Origin of the sequence: Paenibacillus sp. JJ1722, from assembly GCF_048282685.1 — a bacterium.
In the GTDB taxonomy this organism is placed as follows: domain Bacteria; phylum Bacillota; class Bacilli; order Paenibacillales; family Paenibacillaceae; genus Paenibacillus; species Paenibacillus polymyxa_B.
In genome coordinates this window covers 927,613-940,657 of sequence record NZ_CP182500.1, presented here as the reverse complement: position 1 = coordinate 940,657, position 13,045 = coordinate 927,613, and the positions used below count along the sequence as shown (strand labels likewise).

The window sequence follows — 13,045 nt, the reverse complement described above, 5'->3', positions numbered from 1 at the left end:
CGATCTTACTTTAAAATTCGCTGATTTGTCGTAAAAATTTCTGTGTTCTCTCATGCTGGGGAGTGTCAAAAAACACCTGTGGCGCTGCCTCCTCCAAAATGATACCATCTGCCATAAATATAACCTTGTCTGCCACCTCGCGAGCAAATTTCATCTCATGAGTAACGACGACCATCGTCATTCCGTCTTGAGCCAACTCTCGCATAACACCCAGCACCTCCCCTACCAGCTCGGGATCAAGCGCCGATGTCGGCTCGTCGAACAGCATAATCGCCGGGTCCATCGCCAGCGCACGTGCAATGGCTACCCGCTGCTGCTGTCCACCGGACAGACGTGAAGGATGTACATCCTGCTTATCCGATAACCCCACCCGCTCCAACAACCGTTGTCCGATGGACATAGCCTTGTCGCGCGGCATTTTTTTTACTGTCAGCAGTCCTTCAATGACATTGCCGATTGCGGTTTTGTGCGGATACAGATTGAATTGCTGAAACACCATCCCCGTCTGTTTGCGAATATCACGAATGGCTGCTTGGCGGACACGAACGGGAGCCGTAGCATCTACCTCAATCCCATTCACCTCAAACTTGCCGGAAGACAGCTCTTCCAGACCGTTCAGGCAGCGCAGCAAGGTACTTTTACCTGAGCCGCTCGGGCCGAGTAATACGACGATTTCACGAGCGGCAACCTGAAAATCAATGCTTTTCAGAACCTCTACCTGTCCGAATCGTTTACCTAATCCGTTTGTTGTTATCATCATCTATCATCTCCACCTTAATAAGCTCGAGCCAGACGCTTTTCCACCCGCTCCAGTATAGCGGAGAATCCAATGCTCATAATCCAGTACATCAGGCCAATTTCGAGCAGAAACGGCATGTAGAGCAAATACTGTGCCTGTAAAAGCTGTGCCTGTCGCATCAATTCACTGACCCCGATAACCGACACCAGCGACGTTTCTTTAAGCATACCTACAAATGTATTCCCCATCGGTGCAATTGCAATGCGTACCGCCTGAGGAAGAATAATGCGCCACATCGTTTGACCGGGCGACATTCCCGTCGCATAAGCTGCCTCGGTCTGTCCCTGGGGTACGGCTAAAATAGCTCCACGGAACGTCTCCGATAAGTACGCTCCTGTGTTAATACTGAGTGCCAGACAAGCAGCCGTCAGCGATCCGAATGATATGCCATAATCATCCAGTCCATAATAAATGACCGCAATCTGCACCAAAACCGGCGTCCCCCGAATGATCGATACATACATGCGCGCCAGCCATCGAACGGGTCGATTCCCCTTCAACCGGGCCACAGCAACAACCAAACCAATGATTAGGCCAAAAAACATAGAGACAATCGTAATATAAAGCGTATAATAAGCACCCTTTAATAAAAAAGGGACGTTCTCCCACATTAATTCAAGCATCGGTTATATTCCCTTCTTTCAGACGAGTGGCCCCATGTCAGCATAAAAGCCAAGACTGGAGCCAGACGCCTCTAACAGGCTTACGTTATTCTTTTGGCTCCTCGCCAAACCATTTTTTGAAAATTGTTTTGTAAGTGCCGTCTTCCTTCATTTCCTTCAAAGCCTTGTTCAAGGCTTCTTTGAGCTCAGGAGTTTTCTGGTTAATGGCTACACCCGCTTGGTCCGATTTAATCGGCTCGCCTACGGCTTTAATTTGGAACCCGTTTTTATCGATAATCGGCTTGAGAGCATACAGATTGTTGATTGTTGCGTCAATACGACCAGAGTTTAGATCCTTTAAGGAAGTAATGACATCATCATACGTTTTAATCTCAAAATCGCCTACCTTCGGTAGTACTTCATTCCGCAGATAAGATTCATCATTCGTTCCCAAGCCGACACCAATGGTTTTGCCTTTAAAGTCCTCCAGCTTGGTAATAACATTTGTTTTGCTGTTTACGATAATGTTTACATTGTTTGTGATATAAGGCTCTGTGAAGTCAATGGCCTTCTTACGATCCTCTGTGATCGTAACCTGGCTAATCACTGCATCGAATTTTTTCTTTTGCAAACTTGGAACCAGTCCCGAGAATTCTTGTGCCGTAAACTCCGGTTTCACTCCAATCCGCTTCGCCAATTCTTTGGCGATATCCACATCAAATCCGTCCAATTCCTTGTTGTCGTTCAAAAAATTGTACGGCGGATAGGTGCCCATCATGCCTACCTTAATTACACCAGCCTTCTTGATTGCTTCGAGCTGGTTACTCGCTGCCACATTACTGCTACCCGCTCCATTGCTAGTATTAGAAGCTTCTGGCTTAGTACCGCAAGCGCTCAGCACAAGGCTGAACAATGCCAGAGCCATGAGTGTAGTTACCAAGAACCCTTTTTTACGTGTTTTCATGTATCGTTCTCTCCTGTCTGGATGTAAATGATTGAGTTCTTCTATGTGATTTGGCTATATTATTTGTTGCCAACGCCCCATTCATGCGATGTTGCACATCTAGCTTTGACCTAATAGTCCATAAAACTCAAAATTAGCCGCCTCTGCTGCCAATCTTTTAGCAGTTATCTGCGTGATGTGGTCATGTGTTCCCTCTGAACCGAATAGCCAGCGTGTAATGACACCTTCGATCATACTCATGAGTAGTGCCGCCCTTAATTCCACATCCAATTCAGCAGGCAACATGTTCAGCTCGATCGCTCTTTCCATATTGCGCCGGAATGCCTGCTCCATCGCGGCCCTTGTCTCTCGGATACTCTGGCGCACCGGTTCATCGACACCGCTGCCGATCAGCAGCAAACCCATCAGATAGCGGTTCTCCAATGCAAAATCAAATAACCGAACAAACAGCGCCTCTGATGCCTTAACCATATCAGCCAGCGTTCCCGCGTCACGGCGATATCCCTGTCCGATCGCTGACAGTAGTTGTTCACGACCAGTAGCGATAATCTCCAGCGCCAGTGCCTCTTTACTTTTAAAATGCCAATAAAACGTGCCTTGGGCTACTCCCGCCTCTACCACGATATCTGAAATCTTCGTTTGATGGTAACCCTGCTCGGCGAACCGCTTCAATGCAATGTGAAGAAGCTGTGTTCTGCGGTCTGTTTCTTCTCCCGCGTGCTCAGCAGGTTGGTCATTTGAGACGGTCTTGGACTGCTTCGCCTTCCGTGGCTGCATGGGTTTCCTCCTCCCGATTGATCAGTCAGTCAGTTTTGTATTTTTAATCCTATAGGATAAGTATACTTTTGTCAAACGAAAAAAGAGAACCTCCACAGAGGTCCTCTTTATCCTATATATTACTGCTACAGCAATGCTTTTGCCGCAATATCCGTACGGTTTTGTTTACCTTCAAAGGTAATACGATCCGCCTGTTCGTAAGCTTTGTTCCGTGCCCCGGCAATATCACGTCCCAAGCCGACCACACCTAATACACGTCCGCCGTTCGTTACCCACTCGCCCTGTTCGTTGATGCCCGTTCCAGCATGGAACACGATAGCTTCGTCTACCTGTTCCAATCCGTGGATAGGTACGCCTTTGGCGTAAGCTGCAGGATAACCTCCGGATGCCAGCACCACGCACACCGCCGCTTCATCCTTCCACTCAATCTCCACCTGATCCAGCGTGCCATTTACAGCAGCAAGAAATATATCGAGCAGATCGGATTTTAAACGAGGCAGAACCACTTGAGTTTCCGGATCACCGAAACGTGCATTAAACTCAATGGTCTTTGGCTTGCCGTCCGGCGAAATCATCAATCCGGCAAATAATACACCTCGGAACGGACGCCCTTCAGCAACCATGGCCTTGGCCGTCGGCTTAATAATCGTCTCAATAGCTTCCTCAATAATGGAATTGGCTATGTGAGGCAACGGAGAATACGTACCCATGCCACCTGTATTCGGCCCTTTGTCACCATCAAAAATTGGCTTGTGGTCTTGCGCCGCAGCCATCGGACGAACCGTTTCACCGTCGACAAAGGAGAGAATCGACATTTCCTGACCAGCCAGAAACTCCTCGATCACGACTTGTGCCCCGGCTTCACCAAACACCTTGGCCACCATAATGTCAGAGAGAGCCTTTTCCGCTTCCTCCATCGAGTACGCGACCGTTACCCCTTTGCCTGCCGCCAGTCCGTCTGCCTTGATGACGACTGGGATCGGTTGCTCCTTCAAGTATGCATGTGCTTCCTCGTAAGTATAAAACTTGCGATAGGTTGCTGTCGGAATATGATATTTATGGAGCAAATCCTTCATGAAGATTTTGCTGCCTTCAATTTCCGCTGCATTTTTACGCGGTCCGAAGACTGGAATGCCTTTCGCTTCAAATGCATCCACAATGCCATCTGCCAGCGGATCATCGGGGCCAACCACGACAAGTCCTACCTTTTTGGATTCCGCCAGCTCTGTCAGCGCGTCAAAGTCACTCACCGGAATCGGCACACACTCCGCTAACTGTCCGATACCAGCATTGCCTGGTGCACAATAGATTTGTCCGGCCTTGGGGCTTTTCTTCAGCGCCCACACAATTGCATGTTCGCGGCCGCCCCCTCCGATAACCAAAATATCCATTCAGGTGTTTCCTCCCGCTCCCATTAGATTGTTCAGGTGAAAATGCTGCTGCATCCTCAACTCATACAAGTTAGTGCTTGAAATGACGTACGCCTGTAAAGACCATGGCAATGCCGTATTCGTTAGCAACCTTGATGGACTCTTCGTCTTTGATGGAGCCGCCCGGCTGAATAACTGCTGTAATGCCTGCTTTAGCTGCCAACTCCAACGTATCGCCCATCGGGAAAAATGCATCGGATGCCAGTACGGCACCTTTTGCTTTGTCACCGGCCTGCTCGATAGCAATCTTGGCCGCACCGACACGGTTCATTTGTCCTGCGCCTACGCCAATGGTCATATTATCTGCCGCCAGTACGATGGCGTTGGATTTCACATGCTTAACAACTTTCCAGCTAAACAAAAGCTGTTTCAGTTCTTCCTCGGATGGTGCCCGCTCCGTTACAACTGTAAGTGCATCCGAGTCTACAGCGTGAATGTCATTTTGCTGAACTACCATGCCGCCTTCAATGGAAGTCACGACGAAACGGCTCTCTGCTTGTTCAGACCGGGAAAGCTCACCCAGATCAAGCAAACGAATATTTTTCTTTTTCGTTAAAATCTCCAATGCTTCTTTCGTAAATCCCGGTGCCAGTACAATTTCCAAAAAGATCTCACTCAGCTTATTCGCTGTATCACCATCAATAATCCGGTTAGCCGCTACGATGCCACCAAAAATCGAGGTTGGATCAGCTGCATACGCCTTGCTGTACGCTTCATAAATACTGCTGCCGATTCCCACACCGCAAGGATTCATATGCTTAACTGCTACTACTGTAGGTTCGCTGAATTCTTTAACGATTTGCAAAGCAGCATTAGCATCATTGATGTTATTGTAAGACAGCTCTTTGCCGTGAAGTTGTTTCGCTGTTGTCAGTGTACCCTTTGCCGCCAATGGCTCACGGTAAAATGCCGCCTGCTGATGCGGATTTTCGCCATAACGCAAATCCTGAATTTTTTCATAGGTTACGGTGTATCGCTCAGGCAACGGCTCGCCTGTCACATTCGACAAATAATCGGATATCAAAGCGTCGTATGACGCCGTATGACGGAAAACTTTTGCGGCCAAACGCTTACGGGTATTCAGTTCCGTATCGCCATCCTTACGGATTTCCTCCAACACTGTGCTATAGTCATCAGCATCGACTACCACACTGACAAAAGCATGATTTTTTGCCGCAGAACGCAGCATCGTTGGACCGCCGATGTCGATATTTTCAATCGCGTCCTCATAAGTTACACCGGGTTTGGCAATCGTTTCCGCAAAAGGATACAGATTCACAACGACCAGATCTATATAACCCAATCCAAGTTCTTTCATCTGACGCTGATGCTCTTCATTATCCCGAACAGCCAGCAAGCCGCTGTGTACCGCAGGGTGGAGTGTTTTAACACGTCCATCCATAATTTCAGGAAAACCCGTTACCTCTGAAATGCCGATGACGGGAATGCCCTCCTTCGACAACAAGCTGCTCGTTCCCCCTGTCGAAACGATCTCCACACCCAATTTGGACAACTCGCGGCAAAATTCCACGATCCCCCGCTTATCCGATACGCTGACGAGCGCTCTTTTAATACTCACCCTGTCTCCTCCTTTAGCTCTTTCAGAAATTTTGCAAAATTCTCTTTTATCATTTTATTTCCCGAGAAATATCGGAAAATGCCTGTACAGCATCCTTGATATGACAATGATATGACAAATTACAATCATTCTTAGAGAAGTGAAATCACTTTGCGACCATTTAATTGGATTTTACCTTGGGCCAATTTGCCAACTACCTCTGGATATAGCTGACGTTCCACGGATTGAATGGCTGCGGATAAGGATTCCGCTGTATCATGGTCGTCAACTTCCACGACACGCTGGGCAATAATGGCCCCCGTATCCATGCCCCCGTCCACAAAATGAACGGTGACGCCACTTACCTTGACCCCATAGGTCAATGCCTGTCCAACAGCATCTTTCCCTGGAAATGCCGGAAGTAGTGACGGATGAATATTAATGATTTTTCCTGCGTAGGCATCAACCATGACGCTGGATAGCAAACGCATATAGCCAGCTAACACGATGAGATCAATTGATTTCTGATCCAGTAAAGTCACCAGTTCACGCTCATAGTCTTCTCGAGAAGGATATTCCTTGGGTCGAAAAGTATGGCACGCAATTCCAGCTTTCTGTGCTCTAGCTACGGCAGGAGCCGCAGGCTTGTCACAGATGAGCAATTCTACCGAGGCGCCGCCCAGTTCTTCTCGTGCAGCCGCATCCACCAATGACTGAAAATTCGTCCCCTCGCCTGATGCAAAAACAGCAATCCGGTACTCGTTCATTACACCTCGGCTCCCGTAAAGGTCACGATAGAACTGCCTTCCGTTACTTTTCCGATTACATATGCAGCTTCGCCCTGTTCCTTCAGAACTTCCAGTGCAGTCTGTGCATGCTCTTCGCCTACAACGATTACCATTCCAATTCCCATATTAAAGGTTGTGAACATGTCTTTGTTGGAGATTGCGCCTTTTTCCTGCATGAGCTGGAAGATTGGCAAAATCGGCCAAGTGCCGTATTCTATATCCACATTGACGTGATCCGGTAACACTCTAGGGATATTTTCAATAAAACCGCCACCTGTGATATGCGCCATGCCTTTTACTTTTACCTTGTCCAGCAATGCCAAAACGGATTTCACGTAAATTTTCGTCGGCTCCAGCAGTACATCGCCCAGTTTGCCGTTCAAGCCTTCGATTTCATCATGCAAATCATAGCCCTGCTGTTCCAATAACAGCTTGCGAACCAGTGAGAAGCCATTACTGTGTACTCCGCTGGAGGCCAGTCCGATCACTGTATCTCCGGAAGCAATGGAGCTACCGTTGATGATTTTGCTTTTATCTACAATCCCTACCGTGAATCCGGCAATATCATATTCACCCTCGCTGTACATCCCTGGCATTTCTGCGGTTTCACCGCCGACCAGCGCACAGCCCGATTGATGGCAACCCTCTGCGATTCCAGCGACTATAGCTTCAATTTTCTCGGGTACAACCTTGTCACAAGCGAGGTAATCCAGAAAAAAGAGTGGCTCCGCGCCCCCGACGATAATGTCGTTTACACACATCGCAACCGCGTCAATACCAATGGTGTCATGACGATCCATTGCGAAAGCAAGCTTCAGCTTCGTGCCGACACCATCGGTACCGGAAACGAGTACAGGCTCATCGTACTTATCCTTATTCAGGCCGAACAACGCACCGAATCCGCCCAAGTCCGTCAGCACTTCGGGACGGAAGGTACGTTTAACGTGCTTTTTCATCCGTTCTACTGCTTCATTACCGGCAGCGATATCTACCCCTGCGTTTTTGTATGCTTCGGACATTCATGAACACTCCTTCAAATGATTGACCCTCCTAAGTCCTCCCTAGCAGGGAGGATTCCATGGGGCTGCTCCCCCTGGACCCCTCAAGAGTCGGTCAGATGTGTAAGGTTGGGTGCTGCTTGGTGGTTGGTTCGTGCTGTGAGTCGCGTGTTGTCCTTTGTATTCGTGGGCTATACCCGCGAATACAAAGGACACGCTTTAGTGCAAGGCCGCCTATGCAGTGGCGGCGGGGCACGTCCCGGCCTGTTTGCTTCGCAAAGGCGGGGACGTGCCGGTCAAATAAGTGAGCAGCGCCAACGGGCGGCTTACTTATTTGACCATTGAGGCAGGCAGCTTCGCCTTGCCTGCTGTTGAGCTTCGCTTCGCTGGCTCAACCTTATAAGAGCAGGGTGACTTTTTGTGAGTCACCGCTCCGTTAAAAACTCATGGCATGAAATAGTTATGCCATGAGTTTTTAACTGCCTTACCTATCCTCTTCCCCGTGGGAACATAAGAGGTACAGTCACTGCTGCAAAATGCTGCACACCTGAGGAACGGAGCGGGTGGAAGGATTCTGGAGAAGCGAAGCGTTCGCCTTTGCCGCTGGATTCTAACCCTCTAAGGGTTATTCCAATCCAGGTCCAGCGGCAACAGCGATTGGAAGAACCTTCCACACGCGGAGTGGCCCCCTCAAAACCGACATCCCCATTCCTGCCATGCACCACTGTGCCTCTTTTGTTCCCTTTTCTCAACAACTACATCCGAACTTTTCTTCACCTTTGAAATCTACCTGAGTCGGGTAATCATTATCGAAACAGGCTAGGCACAAGCCGCCTTTGTAATCCTGTTCGTTATATCCACCTACAGCGGCAATCAAACCCTCAGCGCTCATAAAGTAGAGCGAATCGGCGTTAATTTCCTCACGAATTTCCTCGACGGTTTTAGACGAAGCGATCAGTTCCCGGCGATCCGGCGTGTCGATGCCATAGAAGCACGGGTTTTTGAAAGGCGGTGAGGTAATACGTACATGTACCTCCAGTGCCCCTGCATCCCGCAGCATATTCACGATTCGACGGGATGTAGTGCCCCGGACGATAGAATCGTCGATCATAATGACTCGTTTACCTTCAACAACACGGCGTACAGCGCTCAGCTTCATTTTCACACCCTGCTCGCGTAGCTCCTGACTCGGCTGAATGAAGGTACGTCCAGTGTATTTATTTTTAATCATACCCAGCTCATAAGGAATACCTGTCTGCTCTGCATAACCAATCGCAGCCGAAATACTGGAATCCGGCACTCCTGTCACCAGATCCGCATCGACAAAAGCTTCCAGCGCCATCTGGCTTCCCATTCTTTTGCGTGCAGCATGAAGATTAGAACCATTCAAATCACTGTCAGGACGGGCAAAATAAATATATTCCATCGCGCACAGTGCTTTACGATGCTTGCCTTCACTGTAACGGTCTTCGTGCAGACCATTTTTGTCCAACACCAACAGTTCACCCGGCTCGATATCGCGCAACAGCTCTGCTCCAATCGTTTCCAAAGCACAGGTTTCGGAGGCAAACAAATATGCATCACCTAATCTGCCCATCGTCAACGGACGCAAGCCATTGGGATCAGAAGCGACCAGCAGTTTATCGTTGGTCATAATAAGAAAAGCAAATCCGCCGACAATACGCTTCAATGCATCTTTGGCAGCCTCCACCAAATCCTTGGACGATCGTGCGATCAAATGCGCCACTACTTCTGTATCGCTGGTCGTTTGAAAAATAGACCCGCCCTGCTCCAGCTCATGCCGGATTTGCAAAGCATTCACGATATTCCCGTTCGTAGCTACCGCTAGATCGCCGTCACGATACTTAAACACCAAAGGCTGTGCATTCGTTAGCTTACTGTCTCCACTTGTCGAGTAGCGCACATGTCCTATGGCAATATCGCCTGTCAGCGAAGCCATCAAATCTTTATTGAATACTTCTTTTACAAGCCCCATTCCACGATGATAATGGAACTCGTCGCCACTGCTCACACAGATACCCGCACTTTCCTCCCCGCGATGCTGGAGTGCATGCAATCCGTAATATGCTAGGGAAGCGGCATCGGAGTGTCTATATACTCCAAACACGCCGCATTCCTCTTTTAATTTATCAAACAGCCCCTCTTTACCAGAGCCTTCATTATAATAATCTCCAGTCCACAACGTCCGTGCTGTTATTTCATCAGACATGGAATGACATCCTCCCAGATTTGCTTCAAACTGGCGACTGCCTCGTTCAAAGCGGGTTGTCCGTTCACCTCAACTGTCAATTGTGATCCTTCAACTTTTCCTAATACGGTAACTGGCACTTCCAAACCACGCAGATGTGCTTCCAGAGCAGACGCTTTATCCGGCGATGCAGATAACAAAATACGGGATTGAGTTTCGCTAAACAACGCATGGTCAGGACGCAAGCTCGTTTCTACGTTGACCTGTGCTCCCAATCCGCCACTAATCCCGGATTCTGCAAGCGCTACAGCCAATCCGCCCTCTGCCAAATCATGCGCAGATTGTACCAATCCGGTCTGAATCGCTCCCAGTACCGCAGTCAGCAGTTTTTTCTCTACGTTCAAATCCAGCTCAGGTGGGCGTCCCTCGGATACACCGTGTACGACAGCTTGGAACTCACTGCCTCCCAGCTCGGCCTTCGTTTCCCCCACTAGGAAAATTACATCACCTTCGGCTTTGAAGCCTTGTGTCGTAATATGATCTGTATCATGAACCAGTCCTACCATACCGACAACAGGCGTCGGATAGATGGAGCCTTTGGCATTTTCATTGTACAAGCTGACATTGCCCCCGATAACAGGTGTATCCAGTACACGGCAAGCCTCTGCCATACCGTCCACGGCTTTTTCCATTTGCCAGAAAATATCCGGCTTTTCAGGGTTACCGAAGTTCAGGTTATCCGTAATCGCCAACGGCTCGCCGCCGGAGCATACAATGTTACGCGCTGCTTCGCTAACTGCAATCCGTCCGCCCACCTCTGGATCAAGGTATACATAACGTCCGTTACAATCTGTCGTCATGGCGAGCCCCTTACGAGTTCCGCGCACAGTCACAACAGCTGCATCCGATCCCGGACGAACGGCTGTACTCGTGCGAACCATGTAGTCATACTGCTCGTATACCCATTTCTTACTGGCTACACTTGGTGAAGACAGCACCTTTTTCAACGCACCGTTCAAATCCGTCACTTCAGCGTAACGCAGTGTGTCAATAGCAGCATTTTGCTCATAATAAGCAGGGACTTCGGAAGGCTTGTCATAAATCGGACACTCGTCAACCAGCGCCGTCACTGGCATATCTCCGACCACTTCATTGTGATGGAACAAACGCAAACGACCGTCATCCGTCACTTTACCGACCTTGGCACAAATAACACCCCAACGCTCGAAAATTTCCAGTGCCTGTGCTTCATCCTTAGGCTCTACTACGAACAGCATCCGTTCCTGTGATTCGGACAGCATCATTTCATAAGGTGTCATGCCCTCTTCACGCTGCGGCACCTGATCCAGATACAGCTCCAGGCCGTTGCCAGCCTTACTCGCCATCTCCGCGCTGGAGCAGGTAAGTCCTGCGGCACCCATATCCTGAATACCCAGCACAATACCGCTGTCGATCAGTTCCAGACATGATTCCATAACCAGCTTCTCCATAAAAGGATCGCCTACTTGAACCGCAGTCCGGTTCGCTTCAGATTCCTCTGTCAGCTCAACCGATGCGAATGTCGCTCCATGAATCCCATCACGACCTGTCGGCGGGCCCACATAGAACACCGGGTTACCGACCCCTTTAGCAACACCACGCTGGATTTTATCATGGTCAATCAGTCCGACACACATTGCATTAACGAGCGGATTGCCTTCGTAGCTTTCATCAAATACAACCTCGCCACCTACAGTCGGAATACCGATACAGTTCCCATATCCCGCAATACCAGATACCACATGCTCGAACAAATATTTCACACGGTCGCTCTCCAGCTTCCCAAAACGCAGAGAGTTCAACACCGCGACAGGTCTTGCACCCATGGAGAAAATATCACGGATGATACCGCCTACCCCAGTCGCCGCCCCTTGAAAAGGCTCCACAGCCGACGGATGGTTATGACTTTCGATTTTAAATACAACCGCTTGGTTGTCACCGATATCTACAATGCCTGCGCCCTCGCCGGGTCCCATCAGAACTCGCGGACCGCTTGTTGGAAAACGACGCAGCAACGGCTTAGAGTTTTTGTAAGCACAATGCTCTGACCACATGACACTGAATACGCCAATCTCCGTATAATTCGGCTGACGTCCCATGAATTCACAGATCAACGCATATTCACTGTCCGATACACCCATCTGCTGATACAGTTTATGTTCGGCAACCTGCTCTGCCGTCGGTTCCTTAGCGGACACTTGCTGCGCCATGTCGATCCCTCCAAGCATTCAAAATAGATGTAAACATACGTTTGCCGTCATCCGTTCCGAGCAATGCGTCCACCGCGCGTTCCGGATGAGGCATCATGCCCAGCACGTTTCCTTGTTCATTACAAATCCCTGCGATATCCGTCACGGAACCGTTTGGATTATCTTTATACGTAAATACGATCTGGTTATTCGCCTGCAAGCGAGCCAGCGTCTCATCATCACAGTAATAGTTGCCTTCGCCGTGGGCGATCGGAATGACGATCTCTTCACCAGCAGCGTAATCTTTTGTAAAAGGTGTTTGGTTATTCGCAACCTTCAACACCGTATCATGGCAACGGAACTTCATCGACAGATTACGGCGCAAAGCGCCTGGCAGCAGCCCAGCTTCAGTCAGAATTTGAAAACCGTTACAAATCCCCAATATATATTTGCCCTCGGCAGCCGCTTTGGCTACTTCCTTCATCACCGGAGCAAACCGGGAAATCGCGCCGCAACGCAGGTAATCCCCGTAGGAGAAGCCTCCTGGAACAAGAATACAATCATAAGGCGACAGATCCGTCGCAGTATGCCAAACATAATCGACAGGTTCACCGACCGTGTCCTCTACCGCCTTATAGCAGTCAATATCACAGTTGGAGCCCGGAAAAACCAGAACTGCAAATTTCATGGAA

Annotated in this window: 13 protein-coding genes; 1 reads left to right on the top strand and 12 read right to left on the bottom strand. The window is 49.2% G+C overall.

The genetic code is table 11. The annotated features are described in order from the left end of the window. Window positions 1-10: 10 nt before the first annotated feature. The 8 genes from ACM1ND_RS04305 to purM form a co-directional block, all read right to left on the bottom strand. Complete coding sequence (locus ACM1ND_RS04305; protein ID WP_418027095.1) at window positions 11-760, bottom strand: amino acid ABC transporter ATP-binding protein; 750 nt, start codon at window positions 758-760, stop codon at window positions 11-13. 14 nt (window positions 761-774) lie between these two features. Next, window positions 775-1,422 carry an amino acid ABC transporter permease gene (locus ACM1ND_RS04300; protein ID WP_013308808.1) on the bottom strand — a complete coding sequence of 216 codons (648 nt, stop codon included), beginning with the start codon at window positions 1,420-1,422 and terminating at the stop codon, window positions 775-777. A gap of 85 nt (window positions 1,423-1,507) precedes the next feature. After that, window positions 1,508-2,365, bottom strand: a complete 858-nt coding sequence (locus ACM1ND_RS04295; RefSeq protein ID WP_418027094.1) for a substrate-binding periplasmic protein — start codon at window positions 2,363-2,365, stop codon at window positions 1,508-1,510. A gap of 99 nt (window positions 2,366-2,464) precedes the next feature. After that, a complete protein-coding gene (locus ACM1ND_RS04290; RefSeq protein ID WP_053324653.1) occupies window positions 2,465-3,142 on the bottom strand; it encodes a TetR/AcrR family transcriptional regulator in 678 nt (225 codons plus the stop codon). 125 nt (window positions 3,143-3,267) lie between these two features. After that, a complete protein-coding gene (gene purD / locus ACM1ND_RS04285; RefSeq protein ID WP_023987055.1) occupies window positions 3,268-4,533 on the bottom strand; it encodes a phosphoribosylamine--glycine ligase in 1,266 nt (421 codons plus the stop codon). Between the two features lie 70 nt (window positions 4,534-4,603). Continuing rightward, entirely contained in the window at window positions 4,604-6,151 is a 1,548-nt protein-coding gene (gene purH, locus ACM1ND_RS04280; RefSeq protein ID WP_076265187.1) for a bifunctional phosphoribosylaminoimidazolecarboxamide formyltransferase/IMP cyclohydrolase, read from the bottom strand. Between the two features lie 131 nt (window positions 6,152-6,282). Next, complete coding sequence (purN, locus tag ACM1ND_RS04275; RefSeq protein ID WP_076265186.1) at window positions 6,283-6,897, bottom strand: phosphoribosylglycinamide formyltransferase; 615 nt, start codon at window positions 6,895-6,897, stop codon at window positions 6,283-6,285. Continuing rightward, window positions 6,897-7,937 carry a phosphoribosylformylglycinamidine cyclo-ligase gene (purM, locus tag ACM1ND_RS04270; RefSeq protein ID WP_053324651.1) on the bottom strand — a complete coding sequence of 347 codons (1,041 nt, stop codon included), beginning with the start codon at window positions 7,935-7,937 and terminating at the stop codon, window positions 6,897-6,899. Before purM ends, purN begins: the two co-directional genes overlap by 1 nt. Window positions 7,938-8,075: 138 nt before the next feature. Between purM and ACM1ND_RS04265 the strand changes: the two genes are divergently transcribed. Continuing rightward, the gene (locus ACM1ND_RS04265) at window positions 8,076-8,261 is read left to right on the top strand and encodes a hypothetical protein (RefSeq protein ID WP_143757184.1); all 186 of its coding nucleotides are present in this window, start codon (window positions 8,076-8,078) and stop codon (window positions 8,259-8,261) included. A gap of 143 nt (window positions 8,262-8,404) precedes the next feature. On the opposite strand, the gene ACM1ND_RS04260 is transcribed toward ACM1ND_RS04265, so the two are convergent. From ACM1ND_RS04260 to purQ, 4 genes are read right to left on the bottom strand one after another with little or no spacing between them, the layout of a single operon-like run. Continuing rightward, window positions 8,405-8,638, bottom strand: a complete 234-nt coding sequence (locus ACM1ND_RS04260) for a hypothetical protein (protein ID WP_418027093.1) — start codon at window positions 8,636-8,638, stop codon at window positions 8,405-8,407. A gap of 26 nt (window positions 8,639-8,664) precedes the next feature. Further along, on the bottom strand, window positions 8,665-10,146 hold the full coding sequence (purF, locus tag ACM1ND_RS04255; RefSeq protein WP_023987052.1) for an amidophosphoribosyltransferase: 1,482 nt from the start codon (window positions 10,144-10,146) through the stop codon (window positions 8,665-8,667). Further along, window positions 10,131-12,374, bottom strand: a complete 2,244-nt coding sequence (purL, locus tag ACM1ND_RS04250) for a phosphoribosylformylglycinamidine synthase subunit PurL (RefSeq protein WP_023987051.1) — start codon at window positions 12,372-12,374, stop codon at window positions 10,131-10,133. Before purL ends, purF begins: the two co-directional genes overlap by 16 nt. After that, window positions 12,352-13,041: a phosphoribosylformylglycinamidine synthase subunit PurQ gene (purQ, locus tag ACM1ND_RS04245; RefSeq protein WP_341057950.1), complete on the bottom strand. Its 690-nt coding sequence runs from the start codon at window positions 13,039-13,041 to the stop codon at window positions 12,352-12,354. The genes purL and purQ overlap by 23 nt, the downstream gene beginning before the upstream one ends. Between the last annotated feature and the right edge of the window lie 4 nt (window positions 13,042-13,045).

Bases quoted from the DNA above. Each gene is read 5' to 3' on its own strand.
- purQ (WP_341057950.1), bottom strand. From the start codon at position 13,041: ATGAAATTTGCAGTTCTGGTTTTTCCGGGCTCCAACTGTGATATTGAC.
- purL (WP_023987051.1), bottom strand. From the start codon at position 12,374: ATGGCGCAGCAAGTGTCCGCTAAGGAACCGACGGCAGAGCAGGTTGCC.
- purN (WP_076265186.1), bottom strand. From the start codon at position 6,897: ATGAACGAGTACCGGATTGCTGTTTTTGCATCAGGCGAGGGGACGAAT.
- ACM1ND_RS04300 (WP_013308808.1), bottom strand. From the start codon at position 1,422: ATGCTTGAATTAATGTGGGAGAACGTCCCTTTTTTATTAAAGGGTGCT.
- purD (WP_023987055.1), bottom strand. From the start codon at position 4,533: ATGGATATTTTGGTTATCGGAGGGGGCGGCCGCGAACATGCAATTGTG.
- purF (WP_023987052.1), bottom strand. From the start codon at position 10,146: ATGTCTGATGAAATAACAGCACGGACGTTGTGGACTGGAGATTATTAT.
- ACM1ND_RS04290 (WP_053324653.1), bottom strand. From the start codon at position 3,142: ATGCAGCCACGGAAGGCGAAGCAGTCCAAGACCGTCTCAAATGACCAA.
- ACM1ND_RS04305 (WP_418027095.1), bottom strand. From the start codon at position 760: ATGATGATAACAACAAACGGATTAGGTAAACGATTCGGACAGGTAGAG.
- ACM1ND_RS04295 (WP_418027094.1), bottom strand. From the start codon at position 2,365: ATGAAAACACGTAAAAAAGGGTTCTTGGTAACTACACTCATGGCTCTG.
- purM (WP_053324651.1), bottom strand. From the start codon at position 7,937: ATGTCCGAAGCATACAAAAACGCAGGGGTAGATATCGCTGCCGGTAAT.